The following is a 23,819-nucleotide window of genomic DNA, read 5'->3' on the forward strand; positions in this document are numbered from 1 at the left end:
GCCGGCGTTGACGGCGAGTTGGGTCCCTGCTTTCGCGAGGGATGACATCGAGTATTTACAACAACCCAGCCTTTGCCAGGTCGCGCAGCAGGTGGCTGGCGCCGTAGGTCCAGGGGGCGGCCTCGGTGGCGAGGCGCACAGTGTTAGATAGGGTGCCGAGCGACGGCGTCGAGATCGACACCACGTCGCCCAGCTTGTGGGTGAAGCCCTTGCCGGCGCCGCCACGATCCTTCACCGGCGCGAACATCGTGCCGAGATAGACCACCAGCCCATCCGGATACTGGTGATGCCGGCCAACGGTGGCCGCGACGATCGCTTCGGGCGAGCGCGAGATCTGGCTCATGTTGGAAACGCCGGTCAGTTCGAACCTGTCCTCGCCGGTGACGCTGAGCGCGATATCGGCGGCCTTCACCGTCTCGATAGTGAACTTGCCGTCGAACAGCCGGATGAACGGCCCAAGCGAAGCCGAAGCGTTATTGTCCTTGGCCTTGCCGAGCAGCAGTGCCGAACGGCCCTCGACATCACGCAGGTTCACGTCGTTGCCGAGCGTTGCGCCGACAATGGTGCCCTTGGAGTTCACCACCATCGCCACTTCCGGCTCCGGGTTGTTCCACTCCGAGATCGGCAGGATGCCGACATCGGCGCCGAACCCGACCGAAGCCATCGGCTGGCACTTGGTGAAGATCTCGGCGTCCGGCCCGATGCCGACTTCGAGATACTGGCTCCACACACCGCGCGCGATCAGTGTCTTTTTCACTTCCATCGCGGCGGGCGAACCCGGCTCGAGCTGGCTGAGATCGGTGCCGACCAGCCCCAGGATGTCCTTGCGCAGCTCGTCAGCCTTGGCCTTGTCGCCGCGCGCCTGCTCCTCGATGACGCGCTCCAGCAGCGACACCACGAACGTCACGCCCGCCGCCTTCACCGCCTGCAGGTCGATCGGCGATAGCAGCGAGGGCGCCGCAATGTCGGTCTTGCCCGACCAGGAGTTGGCGAGGAGTTGATGGAGGTTGCCGATCACCGGGCCCTTGGCCGCGGCCACGTAGGCTGCGGGGTCGGCCTGTTCGGCGATATCGCGCGAGGTCGGCGCGGCCTTCGAGGTGATATCGACGATATCCTCGCCGCGCACCGTGATCACCCGCGGATGCTCGTATCCGGGCACCCTCGCCCGACCGAGAAGGACGCCTTCGCTTGGAACGATCGGATTGGCCACGGCACTCCCCCGGTTTTTCGGACGGGCTACCTAACCCGCCGTCCCAAAGCCTGTCCAGCAGCGGTCGAGGCACGTAACTCAAACTTTCGTCGGTTCGCGACCCAAGGTTCACGCAACCTCCGGCGTCTTATCTCCTGGAAGCGGCGTTCAAATCCCGTTCAGGTTCGCCGCACTAACACCCCGATCGGCTGGGACATATTTCCCAACCGAAGGCCACATAGGAGAGACGCATGCGTCCCATTACTGCCGCCCTCATTCCCCTGTTCCTCGCCACCGCGCTGACTGCCACCCCCGTATTCGCGCAGGAGACACCCGTGAACGGCACCCTTTCAATCAGCGGCCTCGGCGAAGTCACTGCGGCGCCCGATACCGCCTTCGTCAATTCAGGTGTCACCAGCCAGGGCGCCACCGCCCGTGAAGCGCTCGATGCCAACACCAAGGCGATGGGCGAGTTGATCGAGACGCTGAAGGCCGCCGGCATCGAAGCGCGCGACATCCAGACCTCGGGCTTCTCGGTCAGCCCGAACTATGTCTATTCCGACGCGCGTGACGCCAATGGCTACCAGCTGCCGCCCAAGATCACCGGCTACCAGGTCTATAACAACGTGAACGTCCGGGTGCGTGAGCTGGCGACGCTCGGCTCGGTGCTCGACAAGGCCGTAACTGTCGGCGCCAACACCATCAACGGCGTCAGCTTCTCGGTCGCCGACCCGTCCAAGCTCTACGACGAGGCCCGCAAGGCCGCCTTCGCCGATGCCAAAGCCAAGGCCGCGCTCTATGCCGGCGTCGCTGGTGAAGAGCTCGGCAGCATCCGCAATATCAGCGAAGTGCAGGGCATGGGCACGCCGCAGCCCTACATGATGAAAGCCTCGGCCGATTCCGTCGCGGCCGGCGCCGTGCCGATCGAAGGTGGCGAACTCAGCTACTCGATCAACGTCCAGGTCACCTGGGACTTTGCCGACTAACCAGCTTCTGCAGAAGCTGCTAATCGCCCCGGCCTGGTGCCGGGGCGAAACTTTTGTGGCGCCGCGTTCAACTTGGCCACAATTGCGCCCCCAGGTGTACCGCAGATCATCGCATTGACTTGGGGAATGGGGATTTACGATGAAACTGTATCATTACGCGCTCGTGCTTGCACTGGCGCTGGCGCCAGTTTGCGCCTCGGCGCAGGATTTTGACACGCGCCACTACATCTACATCGAAGCCAATGCCCAGGTTACCGCCAAGGCCGATATCGCGACGGTCAACGTCAGCATCTCCGAAAAGGCCGAAACGTCGCAGGCCGCGATAGACGCCAGCATCGATAAGGCTACGCGACTCTTGCAGGCGATAGACAAGATCGGGGTGCCCACTGCCGGTATTGAGACGAACCGATTTGAGTTCGAGAAGGTCTACATCATCGCCAAGGATAAGGACGGCAACCCGGTCGCCTATTTCCCCGATCCCAATCGCGACCAGTTAGACGGCTTTCGCGCCACCAACAACATGTCGATCGAGGTTCGCGACGTTACCCAGTTGGGAGCTGTGTTGTCGACGATCGCTGGTTTGGGCGCTGAGGTGAGTTCGCTCACCTTCACCGCGGCGCGCGAGGACGAGTACACGCTTAAAGCCAAACAGAAGGCTGCCGAAAGCGCTCTTCACAAGGCCCGGCTTTACGCCGACACGCTGGGCACCAGTCTCGGTGACATCCTCGCCGTCAAGGAAGGGACCGGCTACGACACCGACACCATGGAGTATCCCAGCTACGGCGAGGGCGAAGCCGCCGATCTGATGCTGGAGCCCCGCCGCGAGCCGCCTGTCCCGATTTCCTTCCCGACCTTGACCTTTGGTGCCAGCATGGCGGTCAAATGGGCGGTGGAAGGCGCGAGGCAATAGCCCCCTACCCCGCGATCGCCTTCCAGATCATGTTCAGCCCGACCAGGGTCAGGAACACTGCGAAGGCGATCTTCAGGGTGCGCTGCTGCAGCTTGTGCGCCAGTGCTGCGCCCAGGGGCGCGCAGAGCGCCGCGGTGACGCCGATCAGCACCAGCGCCACGATGTTTATATAGCCAAGGCTGAGCGGCGGGCGGCCTTCGACGCTCCAGCCCGAGATGATGAAGCCGAGCGTGCCCGACAGCGCGATGAACACCCCGATCGCCGCCCCGGTGCCCACGGCCTTGTGCATCGAGGCGCCGAAGGCGTGGATGGTCGGCACGCTCAGCGAGCCGCCCCCTACGCCCATCAGCGCCGAGATATAGCCGACCACCGCCGCCGAGATCCGATGCGTCAGAGCCGAATCCCGCAAGTGCCCCATCAGCCGCTCCTGGAACGGCAGGACGATATTTGCAGCGATGAACAACGCGACGACGCCGAACACGATGCGCAGAACATCGCCGGTATAGAGGCCGGCCATCAGCCCGCCGACAAAGGTGGCGACCACCACCACCGGCGCCCAGAGTTTCAGGATGCGATGGTCCACCGCACCGCGCTTGTCATGCGCCCGGGCGCTGGCAATGCCGGTTGGAATGATGATGGCGAGCGAGGTGCCCACCGCAATGTGCTGCACCACGTCGCTGTCATAGCCGAGCAGCGCCAGGGCCGAGGCCAGCGCCGGCACGATGATGGCGCCGCCCCCGATGCCCAGCAGCCCCGCCGCGATGCCGGAAATCACCCCGGTCGCCAGGAGCCCGAGGACAAACGGCCAGTAGCTCAGAAGCTCGCCCAAGATCGACTCCAACAGACCAATGCCTATCGGATCGCACGAATAGGCGCGCCAAGCCTAGGCTGCCGCAACCGAATCCGTCCATTGCTCGCAAGGGTGCGACGGCCCAACTGGTGCCACGATTGACCGGTCCTGTCGCGGTACGGAACCGCACGCGCATCAGGGGCGTTCGGCACATGATGGGCTAATTCATCTCGCCGCAGGTTTCCCAACCGTTCAGGTTCGGTTCAGCAGGTCTGCGTCACTTTTCGAACAACTGACTCCAAAACAAGGATAAAACCCATGCGCTTTCGAAACTGGCTCCTAACCGGCACCAGTCTCGCCGTTCTCGCATTGGTGCCGGGCGCCGCGTTCGCGCAGCAGGCCGAATATGAGGCCCTGCAGCAGGCGCAGGCTTCCGGCGACGCAGACGCGATCAATAACGCCCAGCAGGCGCTGACCGACACCTGCATCGTGAACGGCTACTCGAGTGTCCAGGAATGCATCGCGGCCATCACTGGCGGCGGCCAACCGGCGGCCGACCCGCAGGCGGATGCCGAGGCCCAGGCGGCCGAGGAAGCTCGCGCCGCGGAAGAGGCCAGGGCTGCTGAGGAAGCAAGGGCTGCCGAGGAAGCAGCCGCAGCCGCCGCACAGGCCGAGGCCGACGCACAGGCAGCTGAACAAGCGCGCGCCGCCGAAGAGGCCAAGGCCGCTGAAGAGGCCGCCGCCGCTGCGGCGCAAGCTGAAGCTGACGCACAGGCAGCCGAGGAGGCCAAGGCTGCTGAAGCAGCAGCCGCCGCCGCAGCTCAGGCTGAGGCTGATGCCAAGGCCGCTGAGGATGCCAAGGCCGCTGAAGCTGCCGCTGCGGCCGCGGCTCAGGCCGATGCTGACGCAAAGGCAGCTGAGGATGCCAAGGCTGCCGAAGCAGCTGCTGCGGCTCAGGCCGAAGCTGATGCCAAGGCTGCTCAGGATGCCCAGGCCGCCGAAGCGGCAGCTGCAGCAGCGGCTCAAGCCGATGCCGACGCCAAGGCTGCCGAAGAGGCTAAGGCCGCTGAGGACGCCAAGGCTGCCGAGGATGCACAGGCCCAGTTCGTTGCCGACCTGCAGGCGGCGCTCGACCAGTATCAGGCGGCGCTCAACCAGGCCGCTGCCGGCGACTATGCCGGCGCCAAGCCCCTCGCCGATGCTGCCGCGGCGCGCATCCAGGAGCTCTGCACCGCCAACGGCTACCAGGACATCAAGTCCTGCATCGGCCAGGACCTGCCCCCGCTGCCCGAACCCGCGGCTGAGCAGCCCGCGGAGCAGCCGGCCGAACAGCCGGCCGAGCAGCCCGCGGCTGAACAGCCGGCAGCCGAGCAACCCGCCGAACAGCCGGCGGCTGAGCAGCCCGCCGAACAGCCGGCAGCCGAGCAGCCCGCCGAACAGCCGGCGGCTGAACAGCCTGCGGAAGCCGGCCCGACCGACCAGCCTGCAGACGCCAACGCCACCGACCCGGTTGCCGCCGCGCAGGACCAGTTGGGCACTGCCGTCGAGCTCTACAGCGTCGGCGTCGGCCAGCTCGAAGCCGGCGACGCCTCCGGCCAGTCGACCATCGATGCTGCCAACAAGCAGTTCGCCGACATCTGCGCCGCGCTAGGGGTTGCCGATGTTGCCCAGTGCCTGGCGCAGTACGGCATCACCCTGCCCCCGGTTCCCGAAGTGCAGCCGGCGGCGGAAACCACTCCGCCGATCTCCGAACTGCCGGGCGCCCAGGAAGCCGTGACCCCGCAGGCCGTCGAAGTGCTGCCCGAAACCGTTGCCCCCGAAGAAGCGGCTCCGGTGCTCGACAGCGCCAAGGACTTCGCCACCCAGGTGGTCGATGGCCAGGCGCCGGCCGAACAGCCGGCGGTTGCCGAAGAACCGACCGCTCCGCCGCCGACCGACGACAAGGCTGCTCAGGCCGACATCGCACCGGTCGAGGTGCAGTCGCTGGCCAAGATGGAAGGCGAGAAGATCGCCGTCGACGCCCTGCCGGTGATGGAGGTGCCGCAGAACGTCACCATCATCAACAACGTCACCAACGTGACGAATGTGACCAACATCACGAACAACACGACCAACGTGACGAACAACAACACCGTTATCAACAATAACGGTGGCGGTCAGGGCGGCGGCAAGCCCGGCAACAACTTCACTAACTCGGGCTTCATCTTCCAGATCGGCGTCAACCTGATCATCTCGAACCCGGCCCAGGATTTCGACCGCATTCGCGACAGCGATGAGGACGAGGTCTACTACCAGCGCCTGCCGGGAGGCCGCGTGAAGGAGACCATCGAACGCCCGAACGGCGTGCAGATCGTCACCATCCGCGACAAGTGGGGCAACGTGCTGAAGCGTTCGCGCATCATGCCGGACGGCCGCGAGTACATCCTCGCCTACCAGGACGAGGACGATTTCGAACAGGATGACGACTATTTCGGCAACTGGCGCGACCCGGGCGACGACCTGCCCCCGCTGCGCCTGACCATCCCGATCCGCGACTATATCCTCGATGCCGACGACGCCGACGAGGAAGAGGTTGAGCTGTTCTTCCGCGAACCGCCGGTGGAGCAGGTCCGCAAGATCTACACCATCGAGGAAGTGAAGCGTTCGGCCCGTATCCGTGACTCGGTGCGTCGTGTCGAAGTCGGCGGTCTGACCTTCGACTCGGGTGCGGCGACCATCGCCCGCAGCCAGGTCGGGGCGCTCAGCAAGGTCGCCAACGGCATGCTGGCGATCCTCGAGGACAACCCGGGCGAGACCTTCCTGATCGAAGGCCACACCGACGCCGTGGGCGGCGACCAGGCCAACCTGATCCTGTCGGACCAGCGCGCCTCGACCGTCGCCCGCATCCTGACCGACTTCTACGACGTGCCGCCCGAGAACCTGGTCACCCAGGGCTATGGCGAGCGCTACCTGAAGGTGAAGACGGAGAAGGCCGAAAAGCTCAACCGCCGCGTCTCGATCAAGCGCATCACCTCGCTGATCACGGTTGCCGACCGCAACTAAGGGCAATCGCCTGAACTGACGAACGGGCCGGGGAGCAATCCCCGGCCCGTTAGGTTTTGCGCGCTAAGCGCCATCCCCCACTGCGTCACCCCTGCCCCTTGCCTCACCCCAAAAATCCGCTATCCCTCGTTCGCTAAACCTTGCCGGAGCCACCATGCCCAAGCGTCTCGAACTCGTCATCGAAGCGGTTATCCTCGCCTCGCGCTGGCTGCTGGTGCTGTTCTATCTCGGGCTGGCGGTGGCGCTGGCGGTCTACGCCGCGACCTTCGGGGTGAAGCTGTGGGATTTTGTCAGCCACGTCTTCACTATCGACGAAGCCGATGCGATCCTGAAGATGCTGGCCCTGATCGATGCGGCGCTGGTCGCCAGCCTCGTGGTCATGGTGATCATCTCGGGCTACGAGAACTACGTCTCGCGCTTCGACGACGGCGATGCGGTGCATTGGCTGGGTGAGATCGACGCCGGCTCGCTCAAGATCAAGGTCGCCTCGACCATTGTCGCCATCTCCTCGATCCACCTGCTGCAGGTGTTCCTGAACGTGTCGAGCTATACCGCCGACAAGCTGATGTGGTTCACCCTGATCCACCTGGCCTTTGTCGTTTCGGCGCTGTTCCTTGCCTTCATCGATCGCGTCTCCGCTCAGACCAAATCGATCGGCAAGGCAAACCGCGGCGACGAAAAAGCGGCAAAATCGGCTGAAAGCTGAGCGGTCCGCGACAGCTTTTCTTCATCTCTGGCGCGGCAAAATCGCCAGATTCGTCAGCGGGTTGCGACATCGCGCTGAATCAATCTCGCATTCGCTCACGTTTGCGGGAACGATTCCGCCGGCTGCTGCGTTTTTGGCCCATACGGTACTCAAACAAAGGAGCTTGATCATGGCTGTCCCCGAACGCGATACCGTCTACTCGAGCGATGACGCCAACCGCACTGTCTACACCCGCGAGTCGAGCGCGACTGGCTGGTTCGTTGGCATCATCGTCGCCTTGGCGTTGCTCGCCATTGGCTACCTGGTCTTCTCGGCCAATTCCGGCCCGTCGACCTCGACGACCGTGAACAACACCCCCGCGGTTGAAGCTCCGGCCACTCCGGCCCCGGCTCCGATGACCGAGGCTCCGGCCACGGGCACCGAGACCACGCCGATGGCTCCGGCCGCTGAGCCGGCTCCGGCCCCTGCTGAAGCCGCTCCGGCGACTGAAGCTCCGGCAGCGCCCGCCACCGAGGCTCCGGCCCCGGCGACTGAGGCCCCGGCCGCGCAGTAAGCTCGGTCAATAAGCAGAGCTTGAGCTTCGGATCCTCCCCCAAAGCTCCCTCAACCCCGGCAGTTCCGCTGCCGGGGTTCCTTCATTGCTCGATATCGTAGAAGCTGTAGTAGAGCACCCGCATGTCACGGTCGGGCTCGAAGTTCGAGGCCTGCCAAGCGAACTGCGTGTCGCTGATCTTTTTGGCTTCGAGCGGGCAGAAGGCGACCAGGTCGAGGTTCTTCATCCCTTCCGCCGGGTCTGCCTTGTCGACCACCAGGTTGAACTCCTCGATCGGCCCCTTCCAGAAGTTGCCCGTGGTCAGCACGTACCCCTGCGTCACTACCTCATAACCGCCCTTCGCCTTATGGCGCTGCAGCGCGCTGAGCACTGCATCGTCGATGCAATACTCCGCCCTGGTCGCCGCGACCGTTTCCGGGTCGTCGTACTCGCCGCCGCCCTCATAGACCTGGCCGTAATCGCTGGGGTACCCATTGAGCGGCGCGTAACTGATCTCGACCACCGTCTCGCCCGGAACGAACGCCTGCTCCCACTCGTAGACCGCCTGGTAGCTCCAGTTCGGCCACCACAGTTCTTCGGCGCTCTCTGGCGCACTGGCAAACCAACCTTTCGCCACGAAGGCTTCGAGCGTCTGGCGATCGAACCGGGTCGCGTCGAACTGTTCGGCCAGCAGCAATGGCTCAAGGCCGGCGGCCTCGATCTCTGCCGTGATGTCCCTGCCTTCGAGCTGGGCGTACTCATGCAGCTTGGCCGTGATCGGCTTGCCGTCCACCTTCACGGCGAAGTCCATGTAGTTCCGTGGATCCGCCAGTTGCTCGATGCTGCCCCCGCCCAGATAGCTCGGCCCACCATCGAGCGGCACCGCCGGCATCGGAAAGCCGATGGTGTGGGTTTCGGCGGCCGAAGCGTCCGAGCGGAACTCGTAGCGCACCCGCACTTCGCGCACGCTCAGGTAGAGGTCCTCGCGCGCAATGGCGATGTTGGCGGCCTGTTTGAACACCACCCCGCCGGCAGGAAATTCGCTGATCACCCCATTGGCCAGCGCTGGCGCCGCGAGGCTGGCGAAGACGATGAAAAGAGCACTGCGGACCAGCATGGGTTCCTCCTCGGTTGGGACGCCGGCCCTGTGCGGGTTTGCGCCTGAACCGCGGCTGAACCGGCCGGATCAGAGCCGCCGCACCGGCTGCCTGAGGATGGTCTTCAGTTTGTCCGGCGCGACCTTGCGCGGATCGCTGAGATAGATCTCGTGATGGTGGCCGGTCTCCTTGAGCCCGTTCCCCGGCACAAATTCCTGATGCAGCCGCGCCAGCGTCGGCGCCTCGTCGTCATAGCTGCCGATATGCAGCGTCTGCACCGACAGGCCCTCGTGATAGGTCTCGAGCCTGAGGCTCGCCGGCGCCGCGCCAAGCTTCTTGCCTGTCTTCTCGACAGCCTTCTCAAACTGCCTGGTCGTGACGAAATCCGGCTGCAGGATCATGATCGTCCACTGCCAGTCGCTCTTCTGGCGGGTGAGAAACGTCGACATGTCGTCGGCCCACCACAGCGCCTCCAGCGGCCCGACCACGTAGTCGCGGCCGAGCTCCGCCTTCGCCGCGAACTTCATCGCGTAGCTCACCGAAAAGAGCCAGGCGACGCCCGTCTTGTAGGCCTCCGCGCTGTTGGGATCGCCTGCACCATCGATCTGCACATAGTGCAGCGGCGGCACGTCGACGATCTCGAACTCACCCTTGGGCGGGTTGTAAAGCGCCTTGTGCTGCTTCTTCAGGTCGAGCTTTTCCATCTCACGCTTTGAGCTCGGGCGGCACGATCAGCGTCGTTTCCTTGGGCGACGACAGGACGATCAGCGTCTCCGTCCGCTGCACCCCCGGCACTTCCTTCACCACCTGGGCAAAGAACCCCTCGAGATCCCGCGTTGTCGTGAGCCGCACCTTCATCAGGTAGTTCCACGATCCCGTGACGTGATGTGCCTCCAGCACCTCCGGCGACCTGGCGATCGCAGCGAGGAACAGCTTCTCGGTCGCCGGATCGCTCCAGCCGACGAACACGTAGGCGAGGAGGTCCAGGCCAACCTTCTCGGGATCGACATGTGCATGGAAGCCGCTGATCACGCCCAGCTTGATCAACCGGCGGATTCGATCGTTGAGGGTGGAGGGCGCGACGCCAAGCGTCTTGCCAAGTTCCGCCACCGGCACCCGATCGTCTACCTGCAACAGAGCCAGCAGCTTGTGATCGATATCGTCGAGACCGCTCGCCATCGGCTCTTGGCCCTCCCCAACTGAACGCTGCCTCAACCTACCCACCGAGCCGAGAAAGGCAACCATAGGCCCTGCGCGAACTTGTCATCCTTGCGCAGCCCCGCCGCGCTACCTAACTCCCGTTCGAAACCAAAAAAAGCTGGGAGAAAGCCATGTTCAACATCGACGGTATCATCAAGGCCCTGCAGACCGACCCCAATGCCCAGCGGACTGCGATGACGGGCGCCGCCGGGCTTGCCGCCGGCATGCTGCTCTCGGGCGGCGGACTGGGCAAGATGGTCGGCAACGTGGCCAAAGTGGGCGCGGTCGCGGCGGTCGGCGGGCTCGCCTACTCCGCCTGGCAGGCCTACCAGAAGAACCAGCAACAGGCCGGCGCCGCCTCGGATGGCGCCCCTGCCCCGACGCAGGATGCTTTCGTGCCGCCGCCGCAGGCCGCCTACCAGGGCGAGGAGCTGGGCAAGACCCTGGTGCGCGCCATGATCGCCGCCGCCAAGGCCGACGGCCAGATCGACGCCGAGGAGAAGCAGCGCATCTTCAAGCGCCTTGAGACCATGCCGCTCTCCTCCGAGGAGAAGGCGTTCGTCTTTGACGAATTGGCGAGCCCGCTCGATATCGACGCCGTCGTCGCCCGCGCCGACACACCCGAGCACGCTTCCGAAATCTATGCCGCCTCGCTTGTCGCCATGCAGCCCGATACCCCCGCCGAACGGGCTTATCTTGAAGCGTTGGCCTTCAAGCTGAAGCTGCCCGCCGGCCTGGTCGCCGAAATCCACCGCCAGGCCGGGCACACTCCGCCGGCTCCGGTTTCGTCTTCGGCTGCGTCCTACGTGCCAACCAGCAGCGTCTGAGTTACAAGGCTGTGCGTTCTTGCGCGGCTCAAAACGCACAGCCATGTAGAGCGCGATCAGAGGCGCCACAAATCCAGGATCTCGAGCGCTTCGACGTTTCAGTGAAACGGTGAAGCGCTCCAGGGCGCACCACACGAGGATTGCGCCATGGAAATCGGTCTCTACTCTTTCGCCGAGAACACTCCTGATCCGCTGAATGGCGGCCACCTGCAGTCGCCGGCCGAGCGGCTGAAGGACCTGCTCGAAGAGATCAAGCTCGCCGACGAGGTCGGGCTCGATTTCTACGGGCTGGGCGAGCACCACCGTCCAGATTTCGTCGCCTCGGCGCCGGTGACCATTCTCGCGGCCGCCGCCGCCATCACCAGGCGCATCCGGCTCTCCACTGCCGTTACCGTGCTGAGCTCGGACGATCCGATCCGCGTCTGGCAGCAATTCGCGACGCTCGACCTGCTCTCCAATGGCCGCGCCGAGATCATGGCCGGCCGTGGCTCGTTCATCGAGAGCTTCCCGCTGTTCGGCTACGAGCTTGATGACTACGACACGCTGTTCGAGGAAAAGCTCGCCGAACTGCTGAAGATCCGCGAAGGCGGCAAGGTGCTCTGGGAGGGTTCTGAGCACACCAAGCCGATCCCCGGCATCGCCATCTATCCCAAGCCGGTCCAGGAGCCCCTGCCGCTCTGGGTCGCGGTTGGTGGCACGCCGAACTCGGTTGCCCGGGCGGCCTATTACGGGCTGCCGCTGATGCTCGCCATCATCGGCGGCAATCCCGAAGCGTTCACCCAGTTCACCGAGCTCTACCGCCGCACCGCCGAGAAGGTCGGGCACGACCTGGCGAAGCTGCCCATCGGCATCTCCTCGCATGGCTTCATCGCCGAGAACTCGCAGGACGCGCTCGATACTGCCTTCCCTGCCCATCACGAGGCGATGAGCCGCATCGGCCGCGAACGCGGCTGGCCGCCCACCACTCGCGCCCAGTTCGAAGCCGGCGCCGGCCCCTCGGGCGCCTACTTCATGGGCTCGCCGCAGCAGGTGATCGACAAGATCCTGATGCAGCACGAATGGTTCAAGCACGATCGCTTCGGCCTGCAGCTGAGCGTCGGCACCCTTCCCCACGCCAAGGTCATGAAGGCTATCGAACTCTTTGGCACCGTGGTGAAGCCGGCAGTAAACAAAGCACTGGACGGCTAGAGTAACCGTTGACGCCCGACGCGTCAGTGGTATTACGGTCCCCGGATTCAACAGTGGGGCTAACGGTTGCTGCCGATTTTCTACATCAATATGGCCGCCCGCCCGGATAGACGGGATCATGTCGAGCGGCAGCTTGCAGCACTGGGCCTCAGCGCAACGCGGGTTGAGGCGGTAACGCCAGATGACCTGTCCGCAGCCCAACTGGCCGCGGCGGCAGGCTATATGACAGCTGGCGAGCTGGCTTGCAGTCTCAGCCATCGGCACACGTGGCAGGTGATGCTGGACACCGACGTGCCCGCTGCGCTCATTCTCGAAGATGACGTCGTGCTGTCGTCCAGGACACGCGAGCTGTTGGCCGACCCCGAACTCCTCTCGGGCAGCACCGACGCGCTGCAACTCGAGAACCACCGCACCAACGCGCTCGTCGGCAGGCCCATCCCAACCACGGTTGCAGGTGTCGCAAAACACCGGCTGATGTCGTCAAGCCTGGGAGGCGCCGCCTACGTGATGACGGCCCAGTTTGCACGACGTGTCCTGCAACTGCCCTACGCCGATCAGCTTCCGCTCGACAGCCTGCTCTTCAGTCGTAGTGGGGGGGCATTCTACCAGATGCGCCTGTTCCAGATCCTGCCGGCCCTGGCGATACAGCTCGACAAGACCGTGGGCGCTGGAGGCGTCGAGCGCAGCGACCTGACGCCTCGTCGCCTGAGCCCGAGTACGGGCGCATGGCCTGAGCGATTGCGGCGACTTACGGCTAATTTGCGCCACGCCTTCCGCGTTCTTAGGACCTTCGGTCCGACGGGCGAGCTTTGGGGGGCGCGCCAGATCGACCTCCCGGTGGCAGATGACCTTGCCCGCCTCATGCCCCCCAGAGGTTTGTTGAAGCCGTGAGTTCAGGGCAAGTACCTACCTACTACATCAACCTGGACCATCGGCAGGACCGCCGCGAGTTCATGGAATCGCAATTCGCGCAACTGGGCATCACCGCGCAGCGCGTCGATGCCGTCCACATCGCCGATGTGCCGGCCGAGCTGGTTGCGTACCACCGGGGCGGTGGGAGCCTATGGCGCATGAACCCCGGCGACTTGGCCTGTGGCCTGAGCCATCAGCGGACTTGGGCCAGTATCGCCGAGGGCACGGCCCCCTGGGCCCTGGTGCTTGAGGACGACGCCATCCTCGCGCCGTCCATTCTCGACTTTCTCGACCACGATGCGCTCGCTAGGCTCAGCGCCAAGCTGATCAAACTGGAAACGACACGCGAGCAGGTGCTGCTCGGCACCCGAGTCGATCAGGTCGGTGCGGTGATGGTGCGAGAGCTTTGCTCGTCGCAGATGTGCTCTGCCGCATACATCATAAGCCGGCCCCTGGCGAAGAAACTGCTCGCCGATCCCGGTCGAGATCTTACCAGTATCGATCGCCTCCTGTTTGGTCGCGGTGGAAGCTGCCTGCTGCGCACGCCCGTGCTGCAGGCCTGGCCCAGCCCATGCATTCAGCTCGGTCATCTAGATCCAACCGCGAGTGCTGGCACCAGCGACCTGCACGGCACCCGAGCCAAGCCGGCACGCGGCTCGCTGACCCGCCTCCCGGGGGTCATGGGCCTCCACCTCGATCATGCCGCGCGGCTACTGTCGCTGGCTTTCCGGGACCCGGGCGCGGCATTTGGCAAGCGGGTCGCCGTACCCTTCGCTGATGACAGCAGCTGAGCATGCCGATCCCCGTCTACTACATCAACCTCGCGTCCCGCCCCGACCGCCGGGCATTCATGGAGCGGCAGTTCGAGCATCTCGGCATTGCTGCCGAGCGCATCGAGGCAATGCGCATGGATGAAGTGCCGCGCGCCCTCGTCGCGTGGCACACGACGACCCATAGCCTGTGGCGGTTGGCCGAAGGCGACCTCGCCTGTGGCCTCAGCCACCAGCGCAGCTGGGAGCGCCTGCTCGAGAGCGGCGCGCCGGCCGCCCTGGTTCTCGAGGACGATGTGCAACTCGCCGCACCGGTGCGCGATTTCCTCGATCCGGAGCTGCCGGCACGGCTGCGAGCTGACCTGCTGAAGCTCGAGACGTTCCACAGTCCGGTAAAGCTGGGCAGCGCGTCGCAGCGTGTCGGCACGACCGAATTGCGCGAGCTCTGCTCCTCGCAGATGGGCGGCGCTGCCTACATCCTCACCCGCGAGGCTGCCCGGCACTCGCTGGCCAGTCCGTTACGCAATCAGATGGGGATCGACCGCTTCCTGTTCGGGCGTGGCGGCTATCACCTGCTGCGCAGCCGCGTGCTGCAGGCCATTCCGAGCCCCTGCATCCAGATCGACAAGCTCGACGCCGCCGACCGTGTCGGCGAGAGCAACATCGCGGTGACGCGGGCCCCCTCGGCGGGTCGGCCGGCGCGCGACCTGACGGCCGTGCTCGGCTTGCATCTCGACCATATGGCGCGCCTCGCGCGGCTGGCCGGGCGCGACCTCCCCGCACTGCGCGGACGGCGCGTCATCATTCCCTTCGTCGGCGCCTCCGAGGCCCGATGACCGAGTTCCCCGCCACGCAGATCCCCGTCTACTACATCAACCTGGGCGCCCGCGCCGATCGCCGGCAATTCATGGAGGAGCAGTTCGCGCGGCTCGGCATCGTGGCCGAGCGGATCGATGCCGTGACCATTGCCGGGGTCGGCGAGGCCCGCATGGCTCTGCATGCCGATCCGCACAATCCATGGGCGATGACACGGGTCGAAGTGGCCTGCGTCATGAGCCACGAGAAGGCCTGGCGCCATATGCTCGACGCGGGGAATGAGTTCGCCCTGATCCTCGAGGACGATGCCGTGATGGGCGACGGCCTCAAGGCGTTTCTGGAGCCCGCCTTCAGCAGTGATTTACGGCCCGATCTGGTGAAGCTGGAGACGATGTACGAACGCGTACGGCTTGGCCGTGCGGTGCGCACCGTCGCCGGCCGCTTCGGTGTCCGCCAACTGCTGGCCTCGCACATGGGAGCCGCCGCCTACATCATCTCGGCAAGCATGGCTCGGCGCGCCCTCGCCGATCCCAGGCTGCCGCGCATGTCAGTGGATCGCTACATGTTCTCGCGCGGCGGCCCGATCATTCCGCACCGCCGGCTCTTCCAGGTCGATCCGGCCCCAGTGGTGCAACTCGAGCACTATCGGGGCAACAAGCCCGCCGACGCGGAGCGGAGCGACCTCAAGCGGGATCGTGACGGCCACCACGCCGGTGTGCCCCGGCCACTCCGCCATCGCTGGCGCGACGGTCTCGGCAGGGTGGCTTACACCCTCCGGCTGATCGCTCACATTCTGCCCGATGCCGAAGCGCGCCGGCAGAAGCGGCGGGAAGTGCCTTACGAGGGCGACGTCTAGATACTCTCGCCGTTCAAGTGAACCGGCGGAAAGATCTAAGTAATTGATTTTGTAGCGCTTTCCAACCTGAAAGTCCGCAATCCCCGCCTTCGCGGGGACAGGCTTTTTGCTGAGAGCGCTCTAGTCCCTACTTGCCGCTGCGCCTGATGCTCTTGATCTGCAGCGGCGGCAACCCGGATCTCTCGGCAATGGCCTGGTCCTGCTCCATGATGGCGGTGCGGGCCGCCTCATCGCCATCGAGGCCGCCGAGCAGGCTCGCATCGACCTTGCGGTTGGAGCGCTGGCTGCCGTCCTCGTAGACGATGTCGAACAGCACGAACTCGGTGCGGGCGGTTGGCTTTTTTGCCATCTCTGGGAACTCCTGTTGGCGGCGCAATTCAGCGCTCGCAGCAATCTCGTGGGGGTAACGTATAAGCGCCCCGGAGGTGCGACCGCATCCCCAGGGCGCCATTGTTGTCTGGTAAGGCAGCCGTTACGGGCGGTAGATCCCGTCGCCCTGTTCGTCGATGATCTGCCGGCCCTTGGCGAGTGCGAAGCTGACCACGTCCTCTTTGGACGAGAACCGGTCGGCGCGCACGAACTTGTAGCTCTTGAGCTCGCCGTCGATCTCTTTTTCGATCAGCCCGGCGAGCTGGTACTCGCTCCCCACCGGCATGATCAGCGACTTCACGGTAAAGCCCTTATAGGCCTCCTCCGCCACCACCGCCGGCTCGATCGACTTGCCCGCCGACCCGCTGCCACCACCACCGAAGAGGTTCTTCCAGAACGACATGGGTTCGCACTCTTAGTTGTCGAGGAAGCTGCGGAGCTTCCGGCTGCGGCTCGGGTGCTTCAGCTTGCGCAGCGCCTTAGCCTCGATCTGGCGGATGCGCTCGCGCGTCACGCTGAACTGCTGGCCGACTTCCTCAAGCGTATGGTCGGTGTTCATGCCGATGCCGAAGCGCATGCGCAGCACGCGTTCCTCGCGCGGCGTCAGCGACGCCAGCACGCGCGTCGTGGTTTCGCGCAGGTTGCTCTGGATCGCCGCGTCGATCGGCTGGATGGCGTTCACATCCGGGATGAAATCGCCGAGGTTCGAATCCTCTTCGTCGCCGATCGGCGTTTCGAGGCTGATCGGCTCCTTGGCGATCTTCAGGACCTTACGGACCTTGTCGAGCGGCATCTGCAGCTTTTCGCTCAGCTCTTCCGGGGTCGGCTCGCGACCGATCTCGTGCAGCATCTGGCGCGAGGTACGGACGATCTTGTTGATCGTCTCAATCATGTGCACCGGGATACGGATGGTGCGGGCCTGGTCGGCGATCGAACGGGTGATCGCCTGGCGGATCCACCACGTAGCGTAGGTCGAGAACTTGTAGCCGCGGCGGTACTCGAACTTATCGACCGCCTTCATCAGGCCGATATTGCCTTCCTGGATGAGATCGAGGAACTGCAGGCCGCGGTTGGTGTATTTCTTGGCGATCGAGATCACCAGGCGAAGGTTGGCTTCCACCATTTCCTTCTTGGCGATCGCCGCTTCGCGCTCGCCCTTCTGCACCTTGTGCACGATCCGGCGGTACTCGGCGATATCGAGGCCGGTTTCCGTCGCCAGCGTCTGGATGTCGCCGCGCAGCTCGTTCGCTGTGTCCGCTTCGCGCTTGGCGAATTCCGCCCAGCCCTTGCCCGAGAGGGTTGCGACGCCTTCGATCCAGTTCTGCTCGAGCTCGCTGCCATAATAGGCCTCGAGGAAGCTCTCGCGCTTGACGCCATAGCTCTCGGCGAGGCGCAACAGGCGCCCCTCGAGGCGCACCAGGCGCTTGTTGATGTCGTAGAGCTGCTCGACCAGGCTCTCGATACGGCTCTGGTTCAGCGACAGCGACTTCACGTCGGTGATCACTTCGGAGCGCAGGCCCTCGAGCTTCTTCAGATCGGCGGCGGTCGCCGGGGCGTTGCCCGCCATGCGGTCCTCGGCGTGCCGGTCCTGCATTTTGCGCATCTTGCCATAGGCTTCGGCGATGCGGTCGAAGGTCTCGACCACCTGCGGCTTCAGCTCGGCTTCCATCGCTGAAAGCGACAGCGAGTTCTCGAAGTCGTCGTCTTCTTCCTCGACCGGATCCTGCGGCGCCTGCGGCTCGTCGGGAACGTAGTCGTCCTCGTCATCGCCCGAGCGCGGTGCCGGCTTCGCCTTGGCAGCCGGCTTGATCTCTTCCTTGACCGCGGAGGGCCGCTCGATCTCGGACGGCATCACCGGGGCCGCCTGCTTGGCGTCGGGGCCGGCATAAGTCGCTTCGAGGTCGATAATGTCGCGCAGCAGAATTTCGGCGTTGGCCAACTGGTCGCGCCAGATAATGATGGCCTGGAAGGTCAGCGGGCTCTCGCACAGGCCCTCGATCATCGTCTCGCGACCGGCCTCGATGCGCTTGGCGATGGCGATTTCGCCTTCGCGGCTGAGCAGTTCCACCGAGCCCATCTCGCGCAGATACATGCGCACCGGATCATCGGTGCGGTCGCTGCCTTCGCGGGTGTTGGACTTGGAGGCGACGGCAGTGCCGGTCCGTTCGGCGAGCTCGGTCGATTCCTCTTCCGGGGTATCGGGCTCGGCCTCTTCGACCTCATCTTCGTCGACGACGTTGATGCCCATATCGGAGAACATCGCCATGATGTCCTCGATCTGCTCGGAGTTGACCTCCTCCGAGGGCAGAACGGCATTCAGTTCCTCATAGGTGACGTAACCGCGCTTCTTGGCGGTTTTGATCAGCTTCTTTACTGCGGCATCGGATAGGTCGAGCAGCGGGCTATCTGGGGCTTCTGCCCCACCGGCTGCGCCGGCAACTTCCGGCTTCTCTGCGTCTTTGGTCTTGGTCTGGGTCGCTGCCTTGGTGGCCATCTAGCTTGCTGCTCCGGGTGCCCGATCGGGAGGGCGCCGATAGTCGTTAAGTGGTCACGGCTTGAGACATCGTAAAGGGACGGGCTGGCGCGACGGTTTCCGATATGCCGTCACTTGTTCGTCACCGGTGCTGATTCGCCCATAAGCGAAATCGCGCGTACCCGCAGCCTTAACTAAAAGCTTCGTGTCGCGCGCCCCGATAACGAACCAAACCCTTCGATCAATGCCTCTGTGCCATCGACGGTGGTGATCTGGTTCTGGATGTCCCGCAGCCGTTCGAATGTTTCCTCGCTCGGGTCGTCGCCCAGCGCCAATTCGGCTGCCTTCAGGGCCTTATTTAGCTCAACGGATTTGTAATGCAAGGCCAGGGCATGACGTAATCCGATCTCGGCGTCCGGATCGGCGATTTCTGCCCCGCTCTGCCAAACCCCTTGGCGGGCCAGCAAATCCCGCATTTTGTCGAGCGATTCGCCGAAGCCGCGGGTCCCGAGTGCGGCATTCAGCGCCTCGGCGCTTATATCGTGATCCCTGGTCACAAGGTCGAGCATGGTGCCCAAGAGGTTCCTTGAGACCGGCGAACTGAGCTCCAGCGACGCAAGTGATTCGAGCCGGCTGTCGGCCAGCGCCGGATGGTTCACCAGCGTCACGAGGATCGCCGCCTCCCGCGGGGTAGCATCCACTCCCCTGCCCGGCTTCAACAGCCGCGAGTTCCTCAGCGTGTCGGACACCACCACCCGCGGGCTGCCCCGGCTGCCGACCGGGCTGGCATTGCCGCCGCGCGGATTGCGCCGGTCGAAGCCGCCGCCACGCTGCCCGCCGCCATCACGCCGCTCCCAGCGCTGGTTGCGCACCGGTGCGAAAAACGCCTGAAGCTTTTCGTCGAACGCCTGCATGTAGTGTCGCTTCACCGAGGCCTCGCCGATGGCGTTGGCCCGGGCCCTGAGCCGCGCCTCGAGCGCCGCCCGCGCCTCGGGCGTCTCCGGCACGATGCCACCGGTCTCGATGCTCCAGATCACGTCCGACAGCGAACGGGCCCGGTCGATCACATCGGCGAAAGCGCCGCGCCCCTGCGCCTTGATCAGGTCATCGGGGTCCTGCCCCTCGGGGAGCGTCGCGATCCGCACCGTCCGCCCCGGCTGCAGGTGCGGCAGCACGATATCGGTGGCGCGGGCCGCCGCCCGCTGCCCGGCGCCATCGCCGTCGAAGCACAGCACCGGCTCGTCGCTCATCCGCCACAGCATCTGCAGGTGCTCTTCGGTCAGCGCTGTGCCGAGCGGCGCCACCGTGCCCTCGAAGCCTGCGGTCACCGCCGCGATCACATCGAGATAACCCTCGACCACGATCACCGATTTGCCGGAGCGCGCCGCCTCGCGGGCGGTCTGCCCGTTATAGAGCGTCATCCGCTTCTTGAAGAGCTCGGTCTCGGGCGAGTTGAGATACTTGGCCGGCACATCTGCCGACATGGCTCGCCCGCCGAAGGCGATGACCTTGCCGCGCAGATCCATGATCGGAAACATCACCCGGTTGCGGAACCGGTCGTAAGGCAGCGGCGATTCCTCGCGCACCACCACCAACCCCGCATCCACCATCTCCTGCGCCGAAACGCCGTTGGCGGCGAGATGCTCCTTCAAGCCGTTGGCGCTATCAGGGGAATAGCCGAGCCGGAACTTCGTCTGCGCCGCCGCGCTCACTCCGCGCTCGTTCAGATAGCCACGGGCCCGTGCTCCGATATTGTGGCTGAGCGCCGCCTCGAAATACTGGGTGGCGACTTCCATCACGTCGTAGAGCGAGCGCCGGCTTTCCTGCCGCGCCTCGTCGCGCTCGTCGCGCGCCGGCATCGGTACCCCGGCCATCCCGGCGAGTTTTTCCACCGCCTCGGGAAAGCTCATCCCGGCTTTTTCGGTCAGGAAGCGGAAGTGATCGCCCGATACCCCACAGCCGAAGCAATGGTAGATGCCGCGCCGGTCATCGGCATGAAAGCTCGGGCTTTTCTCGCCATGGAACGGGCAGCAGGCCCACATGTCGCCGCGTTGCGGCTGGCTCTTGCGCTTGTCCCAGATGACGTGCTCGCCCACCACCTGCGAGATCGGCAGGCGCTGCCGGATCTCATCGAGGAAGCCGTCGGAAAAGCGCATGCCCCTAAGTAAGCACGCGCGCCCGCCGTGTCATCGCCCATCTCTAGCTGTTCACTGCCGCTTGCCGAATACCGCCCGCCTCGGCCCAACCATCGGCGGCGCTCCGGGCCCCCTCGTCGAGGTGTTCGGCGATGGCGCCATAGCTTGATCCGCAGCAACAAGCACGAGCGCCTCCATCAGTACGGCCTTGGCATCGACCCCCAGGATGGGGTTCGGCAGTCTTACCTTGCGCGACAATTTGCGGCCGCTGGCGTCTCGTCCGGGCAGAAACAGAATGCTGACGTCCTTGGCGCCAAAGAATCGGCTCGTGGAGACGGTGTCGAAATCTCTCCACATGGCGCGGTTCACCCAGAGCGCATGCCGCACCTCGATCCCTTCGTGATCCAGCACCACCACCGTGTTGTCGATCAACCGTCGCAGGTACGAGACGGCGAGAAGCGCCGAGATCCCGACCAGCACATGAGCCAGCAGCAACCGATGCCCTGGCTCCCATGAGTTAACCACCCGCAACGGCCCGACGATCTCCCCGTTTGCTAAATAATCTGTCACTCCAGGTGCAAAGATCGATGCTGCTATCGCGCCGAACAAGGTGAAAAGGCCGGCCGCAACCAACCGACTCGCGCCAAAAGTCTTTGTACGTATTTGCATGTGAGCCCCTGCCTGCAAAAAACACTGCACGAGCAAAATTCAGGTTAGATGTATCGGATAGCTAAACTTCAACCGAGATCGGTTACCAGGTCACGCGCCGCCATCCCCGCCTTGATACTATCCCTACGCAACCCGCAGTGCCCGGGCGTCGTTTGATGCGGAAGGCACCGATGACAACAAGCCACGCAACCGCTGGGAGCAACTGGTTCGGACGCTGGCGCGCCATCGTGCTGGCGACGCTCCATTCGTTCTTCTTCGAACGCGACAACGCGCCGCGCTGCGCAGCCGTGGCCTTCTTCGGCTTCCTCTCCTTCTTTCCCGCTATTGCCACCGTCGCGCTGATCTATGGCATCGTCGCCAACCGCCAGATGGTCGCCGACACCATCGAAACCGTCGGCGACGTCGTCCCGCAGATGGCTCAGGGGATCATTGCCGAGCAGCTAACCATGCTCGCCAGCCAGCCGCCGACAACGCTCGGCCTCGGGCTGTTGATCACCGTGCCTTTCGCGCTGTGGAGCGGCTCGCGTGGGGTCGATTCCCTGCTTTATGCCATGTCGCGCATCCGCAACGAGGCGCCCCGGCGCGGCTTCTTCAAGTCGCTGGCTTACGCGATCGGCCTCAGTATCGGCGGCGCCGTCTTCGTGGTCCTCGCCCTGCTGGCAGTCGCCGGCCTGCCCGCCCTGATCCCATGGCCGTCCGGCGAAGAGGTCGTGGCGCTGGCGCTGCGCTGGCCGGTATTGCTGCTGCTCAGCGTTCTCGTACTTGCCGCGCTCTATCGCTGGGGCCCCGATCGCCACCCGCGCAAGTTCCGCCACATCTGGCCGGGCGCCATCCTCGCCTCGCTGCTCTGGCTGCTCGCCGGGGCGATCTTCTCGATCTATGTCGAGAACTGGGGCAACTACGAAGCGACCTTCGGCTCGGTGTCCGCCGCGGTGGTGCTGCTGCTGTGGCTGTACAACTCCGCCCAGATCCTGGTGCTGGGAGCCGCCTTCAACACCGAGATCGAACGCGCCACGGATGGGAGGGAGGCGGTCAGCCCGACTCCCCCGCGCTGATCCATCAGCACCTGCATTGATCCGGGCAGCGCCCGCGCTGCCAGGTCAGGCGACCTTCACCTCGATGCTCCTCAACTGCCAGGCGATGTAGAGCTGGAACAGCCCATAGAGGATCATCAGCACGCCGACGATGCTCACCAGCACCAGGGCACTGCTGAGCGGCATCACCAGCAGCAGCACGCCGAACAGCAGGTAGGCAGAGGCGCTGAGCACTTCAGGCCAGAACGTCCCCTGCCGCAGCAGCGCCCGCCCGGCGATGGTGACATAGAGCGCGAACGCCCCGATCAGGATCATCATGATCCCGACCACGATCACCAGCGTCGAGATACCGATCGCCGCCGCCATCGCCGGGAACGCCACGATCAGGATGCCGGCAAGGATCGCGAGGATATGTCGGGTGATGGCGACGCCGAGCCGTGAGCTGGTGCGGCCGCCGAACAGCAGGCCCCACAAGCCCAGCGCGCCATCGATGATGACGATCACACCGCCGACCCACACCAGGGTCGCCAGCGCCAGTTGCGGCGAGATCAGTGCGAAAATGCCGCCCGCCAGCATCAGCACGCCGCGGACGCCCGCGAAAATGCTCGGCCAGGGTAAAGCGCTATCGGTAGCCATTCTCTCCTCCTCGGTCACACGGGCTTGGTACCCGCAGCGTCACCAGCCGATTTGAACATCCGCCACGCCAGCCCGAACAGGCCGATCGCGAAGATGACGGCAAGGATGCCGGCGAGCGTCACGAACACCAGGGCGCTGAACACCGGCCAGAACAGCAGCGCGATGCCGAACAGCACGTAAAGCGTTCCCGACAATAGCACCGGCCAGACGCGCGCATATTGTTCGCGCTCCCGGATGATTACCCAAATCTCCATGACGCCGACGAAGATCGACTGGAATGCCACGAGATAGACCAGCAAAGTTGCCGTCAGCAACGTCGCAAAGAACGGCGACAACAGGATCAGCAAGCCGGTGATGATGGCAAGCACGTTGCGGATCACGTCGAACCAGAAATTGCCGGTCTTGGCGCCACCAAAGGTGAGGCTCCACAGCCCCAGCACCCCATCCACCAGCAACAATGCACCGCCGGCGATCATCAGTATCGCCAGCGCCTGGGCCGGAAAGAACACCGCATAGAGTCCCGCCAGCAGCATCAGCAGGCCTCTGAGCCCAGTGATCCACGCCCAGCGCTTTTTCGTGTCACTTGATACAGCCATCGGTCCGCCTCCAATGTTGTTTGCCTCAAGGAGGTTAGCTGTTTTTGCCGTCCCGCCAAGCCTTGTCTGGGGTTTAGGCACCGCTG

The 23,819-nt window shown here is 64.6% G+C and carries 24 protein-coding genes; 12 read left to right on the forward strand and 12 right to left on the reverse strand.

Translation table 11 applies throughout. From position 1 onward, the window contains the following. Positions 1-55: 55 nt before the first annotated feature. The gene (locus ASC89_RS19410) at positions 56-1,210 is read right to left on the reverse strand and encodes a fumarylacetoacetate hydrolase family protein (RefSeq protein WP_055880359.1); all 1,155 of its coding nucleotides are present in this window, start codon (positions 1,208-1,210) and stop codon (positions 56-58) included. Positions 1,211-1,440: 230 nt separating this feature from the next. Between ASC89_RS19410 and ASC89_RS19415 the strand changes: the two genes are divergently transcribed. Then, the gene (locus ASC89_RS19415; RefSeq protein ID WP_055880361.1) at positions 1,441-2,175 is read left to right on the forward strand and encodes an SIMPL domain-containing protein; all 735 of its coding nucleotides are present in this window, start codon (positions 1,441-1,443) and stop codon (positions 2,173-2,175) included. A 139-nt stretch (positions 2,176-2,314) separates the two neighbouring features. After that, positions 2,315-3,085, forward strand: a complete 771-nt coding sequence (locus tag ASC89_RS19420; protein ID WP_056000820.1) for an SIMPL domain-containing protein — start codon at positions 2,315-2,317, stop codon at positions 3,083-3,085. Positions 3,086-3,089: 4 nt separating this feature from the next. On the opposite strand, the gene ASC89_RS19425 is transcribed toward ASC89_RS19420, so the two are convergent. Then, complete coding sequence (locus tag ASC89_RS19425) at positions 3,090-3,914, reverse strand: sulfite exporter TauE/SafE family protein (protein ID WP_244488501.1); 825 nt, start codon at positions 3,912-3,914, stop codon at positions 3,090-3,092. 279 nt (positions 3,915-4,193) lie between these two features. Here ASC89_RS19425 and ASC89_RS19430 point away from each other — a divergent pair, with 279 nt between their 5' ends. The 3 genes from ASC89_RS19430 to ASC89_RS19440 all read left to right on the forward strand — a co-directional run bounded on the left by ASC89_RS19430 (position 4,194) and on the right by ASC89_RS19440 (position 8,176). After that, a complete protein-coding gene (locus ASC89_RS19430) occupies positions 4,194-6,917 on the forward strand; it encodes an OmpA family protein (protein ID WP_055880368.1) in 2,724 nt (907 codons plus the stop codon). A gap of 154 nt (positions 6,918-7,071) precedes the next feature. Then, positions 7,072-7,623 carry a TIGR00645 family protein gene (locus ASC89_RS19435; protein ID WP_055880371.1) on the forward strand — a complete coding sequence of 184 codons (552 nt, stop codon included), beginning with the start codon at positions 7,072-7,074 and terminating at the stop codon, positions 7,621-7,623. Between the two features lie 169 nt (positions 7,624-7,792). After that, positions 7,793-8,176 carry a hypothetical protein gene (locus ASC89_RS19440; protein ID WP_055880373.1) on the forward strand — a complete coding sequence of 128 codons (384 nt, stop codon included), beginning with the start codon at positions 7,793-7,795 and terminating at the stop codon, positions 8,174-8,176. An 82-nt stretch (positions 8,177-8,258) separates the two neighbouring features. Here ASC89_RS19440 and ASC89_RS19445 read toward each other — a convergent pair whose 3' ends face one another. From ASC89_RS19445 to ASC89_RS19455, 3 genes are all read right to left on the reverse strand, one after another. Further along, positions 8,259-9,272: a DUF4424 family protein gene (locus ASC89_RS19445; protein ID WP_056000823.1), complete on the reverse strand. Its 1,014-nt coding sequence runs from the start codon at positions 9,270-9,272 to the stop codon at positions 8,259-8,261. A 69-nt stretch (positions 9,273-9,341) separates the two neighbouring features. Then, positions 9,342-9,956 (reverse strand): GyrI-like domain-containing protein, encoded by a 615-nt coding sequence (locus ASC89_RS19450; protein ID WP_055880379.1) that lies wholly within the window; start codon positions 9,954-9,956, stop codon positions 9,342-9,344. Position 9,957: 1 nt separating this feature from the next. Beyond that, positions 9,958-10,431 carry an Lrp/AsnC family transcriptional regulator gene (locus tag ASC89_RS19455; RefSeq protein WP_056000826.1) on the reverse strand — a complete coding sequence of 158 codons (474 nt, stop codon included), beginning with the start codon at positions 10,429-10,431 and terminating at the stop codon, positions 9,958-9,960. A gap of 152 nt (positions 10,432-10,583) precedes the next feature. On the opposite strand from ASC89_RS19455, the gene ASC89_RS19460 reads away from it, so the two are divergent. The 6 genes from ASC89_RS19460 (at position 10,584) to ASC89_RS19485 (ending at position 15,821) form a co-directional block, all read left to right on the forward strand. Continuing rightward, on the forward strand, positions 10,584-11,279 hold the full coding sequence (locus ASC89_RS19460; RefSeq protein ID WP_082533470.1) for a tellurite resistance TerB family protein: 696 nt from the start codon (positions 10,584-10,586) through the stop codon (positions 11,277-11,279). A gap of 147 nt (positions 11,280-11,426) precedes the next feature. Continuing rightward, complete coding sequence (locus ASC89_RS19465) at positions 11,427-12,467, forward strand: LLM class flavin-dependent oxidoreductase (protein WP_056000829.1); 1,041 nt, start codon at positions 11,427-11,429, stop codon at positions 12,465-12,467. 66 nt (positions 12,468-12,533) lie between these two features. Next, positions 12,534-13,358, forward strand: a complete 825-nt coding sequence (locus ASC89_RS19470; RefSeq protein ID WP_056000832.1) for a glycosyltransferase family 25 protein — start codon at positions 12,534-12,536, stop codon at positions 13,356-13,358. Beyond that, the gene (locus ASC89_RS19475; RefSeq protein ID WP_056000838.1) at positions 13,355-14,170 is read left to right on the forward strand and encodes a glycosyltransferase family 25 protein; all 816 of its coding nucleotides are present in this window, start codon (positions 13,355-13,357) and stop codon (positions 14,168-14,170) included. The genes ASC89_RS19470 and ASC89_RS19475 overlap by 4 nt, the downstream gene beginning before the upstream one ends. A 2-nt stretch (positions 14,171-14,172) precedes the next feature. Beyond that, on the forward strand, positions 14,173-14,985 hold the full coding sequence (locus tag ASC89_RS19480) for a glycosyltransferase family 25 protein (RefSeq protein WP_056000841.1): 813 nt from the start codon (positions 14,173-14,175) through the stop codon (positions 14,983-14,985). Continuing rightward, positions 14,982-15,821, forward strand: coding sequence for a glycosyltransferase family 25 protein (locus tag ASC89_RS19485; protein ID WP_056000846.1), 840 nt, complete (start codon positions 14,982-14,984; stop codon positions 15,819-15,821). Before ASC89_RS19480 ends, ASC89_RS19485 begins: the two co-directional genes overlap by 4 nt. Before the next feature lie 127 nt (positions 15,822-15,948). On the opposite strand, the gene ASC89_RS19490 is transcribed toward ASC89_RS19485, so the two are convergent. From ASC89_RS19490 to ASC89_RS19510, 5 genes are all read right to left on the reverse strand, one after another. After that, the gene (locus ASC89_RS19490) at positions 15,949-16,170 is read right to left on the reverse strand and encodes a hypothetical protein (protein ID WP_055880400.1); all 222 of its coding nucleotides are present in this window, start codon (positions 16,168-16,170) and stop codon (positions 15,949-15,951) included. 123 nt (positions 16,171-16,293) lie between these two features. Continuing rightward, on the reverse strand, positions 16,294-16,593 hold the full coding sequence (locus ASC89_RS19495; RefSeq protein ID WP_055880403.1) for an HlyU family transcriptional regulator: 300 nt from the start codon (positions 16,591-16,593) through the stop codon (positions 16,294-16,296). Positions 16,594-16,605: 12 nt separating this feature from the next. Continuing rightward, positions 16,606-18,684: an RNA polymerase sigma factor RpoD gene (rpoD, locus tag ASC89_RS19500; RefSeq protein ID WP_082533471.1), complete on the reverse strand. Its 2,079-nt coding sequence runs from the start codon at positions 18,682-18,684 to the stop codon at positions 16,606-16,608. Positions 18,685-18,857: 173 nt separating this feature from the next. Beyond that, complete coding sequence (gene dnaG, locus ASC89_RS19505; protein WP_056000849.1) at positions 18,858-20,819, reverse strand: DNA primase; 1,962 nt, start codon at positions 20,817-20,819, stop codon at positions 18,858-18,860. 51 nt (positions 20,820-20,870) lie between these two features. Then, positions 20,871-21,467 (reverse strand): hypothetical protein, encoded by a 597-nt coding sequence (locus ASC89_RS19510; protein WP_056000852.1) that lies wholly within the window; start codon positions 21,465-21,467, stop codon positions 20,871-20,873. Between the two features lie 170 nt (positions 21,468-21,637). Between ASC89_RS19510 and ASC89_RS19515 the strand changes: the two genes are divergently transcribed. Continuing rightward, positions 21,638-22,522: a YihY/virulence factor BrkB family protein gene (locus ASC89_RS19515; RefSeq protein WP_056000855.1), complete on the forward strand. Its 885-nt coding sequence runs from the start codon at positions 21,638-21,640 to the stop codon at positions 22,520-22,522. Between the two features lie 45 nt (positions 22,523-22,567). Here ASC89_RS19515 and ASC89_RS19520 read toward each other — a convergent pair whose 3' ends face one another. Together ASC89_RS19520 and ASC89_RS19525 are read right to left on the reverse strand one after the other, a co-directional pair. Then, positions 22,568-23,137 carry an HdeD family acid-resistance protein gene (locus ASC89_RS19520; RefSeq protein ID WP_055880412.1) on the reverse strand — a complete coding sequence of 190 codons (570 nt, stop codon included), beginning with the start codon at positions 23,135-23,137 and terminating at the stop codon, positions 22,568-22,570. A 14-nt stretch (positions 23,138-23,151) separates the two neighbouring features. Then, entirely contained in the window at positions 23,152-23,733 is a 582-nt protein-coding gene (locus ASC89_RS19525) for an HdeD family acid-resistance protein (RefSeq protein ID WP_082533473.1), read from the reverse strand. Between the last annotated feature and the right edge of the window lie 86 nt (positions 23,734-23,819).

The sequence above is a fragment of the Devosia sp. Root413D1 genome (assembly GCF_001425235.1).
Classification (GTDB): Bacteria; Pseudomonadota; Alphaproteobacteria; order Rhizobiales; family Devosiaceae; genus Devosia_A.

Bases quoted from the DNA above. Each gene is read 5' to 3' on its own strand.
- ASC89_RS19415 (WP_055880361.1), top strand. From the start codon at position 1,441: ATGCGTCCCATTACTGCCGCCCTCATTCCCCTGTTCCTCGCCACCGCG.
- ASC89_RS19420 (WP_056000820.1), top strand. From the start codon at position 2,315: ATGAAACTGTATCATTACGCGCTCGTGCTTGCACTGGCGCTGGCGCCA.
- ASC89_RS19430 (WP_055880368.1), top strand. From the start codon at position 4,194: ATGCGCTTTCGAAACTGGCTCCTAACCGGCACCAGTCTCGCCGTTCTC.
- ASC89_RS19435 (WP_055880371.1), top strand. From the start codon at position 7,072: ATGCCCAAGCGTCTCGAACTCGTCATCGAAGCGGTTATCCTCGCCTCG.
- ASC89_RS19440 (WP_055880373.1), top strand. From the start codon at position 7,793: ATGGCTGTCCCCGAACGCGATACCGTCTACTCGAGCGATGACGCCAAC.
- ASC89_RS19445 (WP_056000823.1), bottom strand. From the start codon at position 9,272: ATGCTGGTCCGCAGTGCTCTTTTCATCGTCTTCGCCAGCCTCGCGGCG.
- ASC89_RS19450 (WP_055880379.1), bottom strand. From the start codon at position 9,956: ATGGAAAAGCTCGACCTGAAGAAGCAGCACAAGGCGCTTTACAACCCG.
- ASC89_RS19455 (WP_056000826.1), bottom strand. From the start codon at position 10,431: ATGGCGAGCGGTCTCGACGATATCGATCACAAGCTGCTGGCTCTGTTG.
- ASC89_RS19460 (WP_082533470.1), top strand. From the start codon at position 10,584: ATGTTCAACATCGACGGTATCATCAAGGCCCTGCAGACCGACCCCAAT.
- ASC89_RS19465 (WP_056000829.1), top strand. From the start codon at position 11,427: ATGGAAATCGGTCTCTACTCTTTCGCCGAGAACACTCCTGATCCGCTG.
- ASC89_RS19480 (WP_056000841.1), top strand. From the start codon at position 14,173: ATGCCGATCCCCGTCTACTACATCAACCTCGCGTCCCGCCCCGACCGC.
- ASC89_RS19485 (WP_056000846.1), top strand. From the start codon at position 14,982: ATGACCGAGTTCCCCGCCACGCAGATCCCCGTCTACTACATCAACCTG.
- ASC89_RS19490 (WP_055880400.1), bottom strand. From the start codon at position 16,170: ATGGCAAAAAAGCCAACCGCCCGCACCGAGTTCGTGCTGTTCGACATC.
- ASC89_RS19495 (WP_055880403.1), bottom strand. From the start codon at position 16,593: ATGTCGTTCTGGAAGAACCTCTTCGGTGGTGGTGGCAGCGGGTCGGCG.
- rpoD (WP_082533471.1), bottom strand. From the start codon at position 18,684: ATGGCCACCAAGGCAGCGACCCAGACCAAGACCAAAGACGCAGAGAAG.
- dnaG (WP_056000849.1), bottom strand. From the start codon at position 20,819: ATGCGCTTTTCCGACGGCTTCCTCGATGAGATCCGGCAGCGCCTGCCG.
- ASC89_RS19510 (WP_056000852.1), bottom strand. From the start codon at position 21,467: ATGCAAATACGTACAAAGACTTTTGGCGCGAGTCGGTTGGTTGCGGCC.
- ASC89_RS19515 (WP_056000855.1), top strand. From the start codon at position 21,638: ATGACAACAAGCCACGCAACCGCTGGGAGCAACTGGTTCGGACGCTGG.
- ASC89_RS19520 (WP_055880412.1), bottom strand. From the start codon at position 23,137: ATGGCTACCGATAGCGCTTTACCCTGGCCGAGCATTTTCGCGGGCGTC.
- ASC89_RS19525 (WP_082533473.1), bottom strand. From the start codon at position 23,733: ATGGCTGTATCAAGTGACACGAAAAAGCGCTGGGCGTGGATCACTGGG.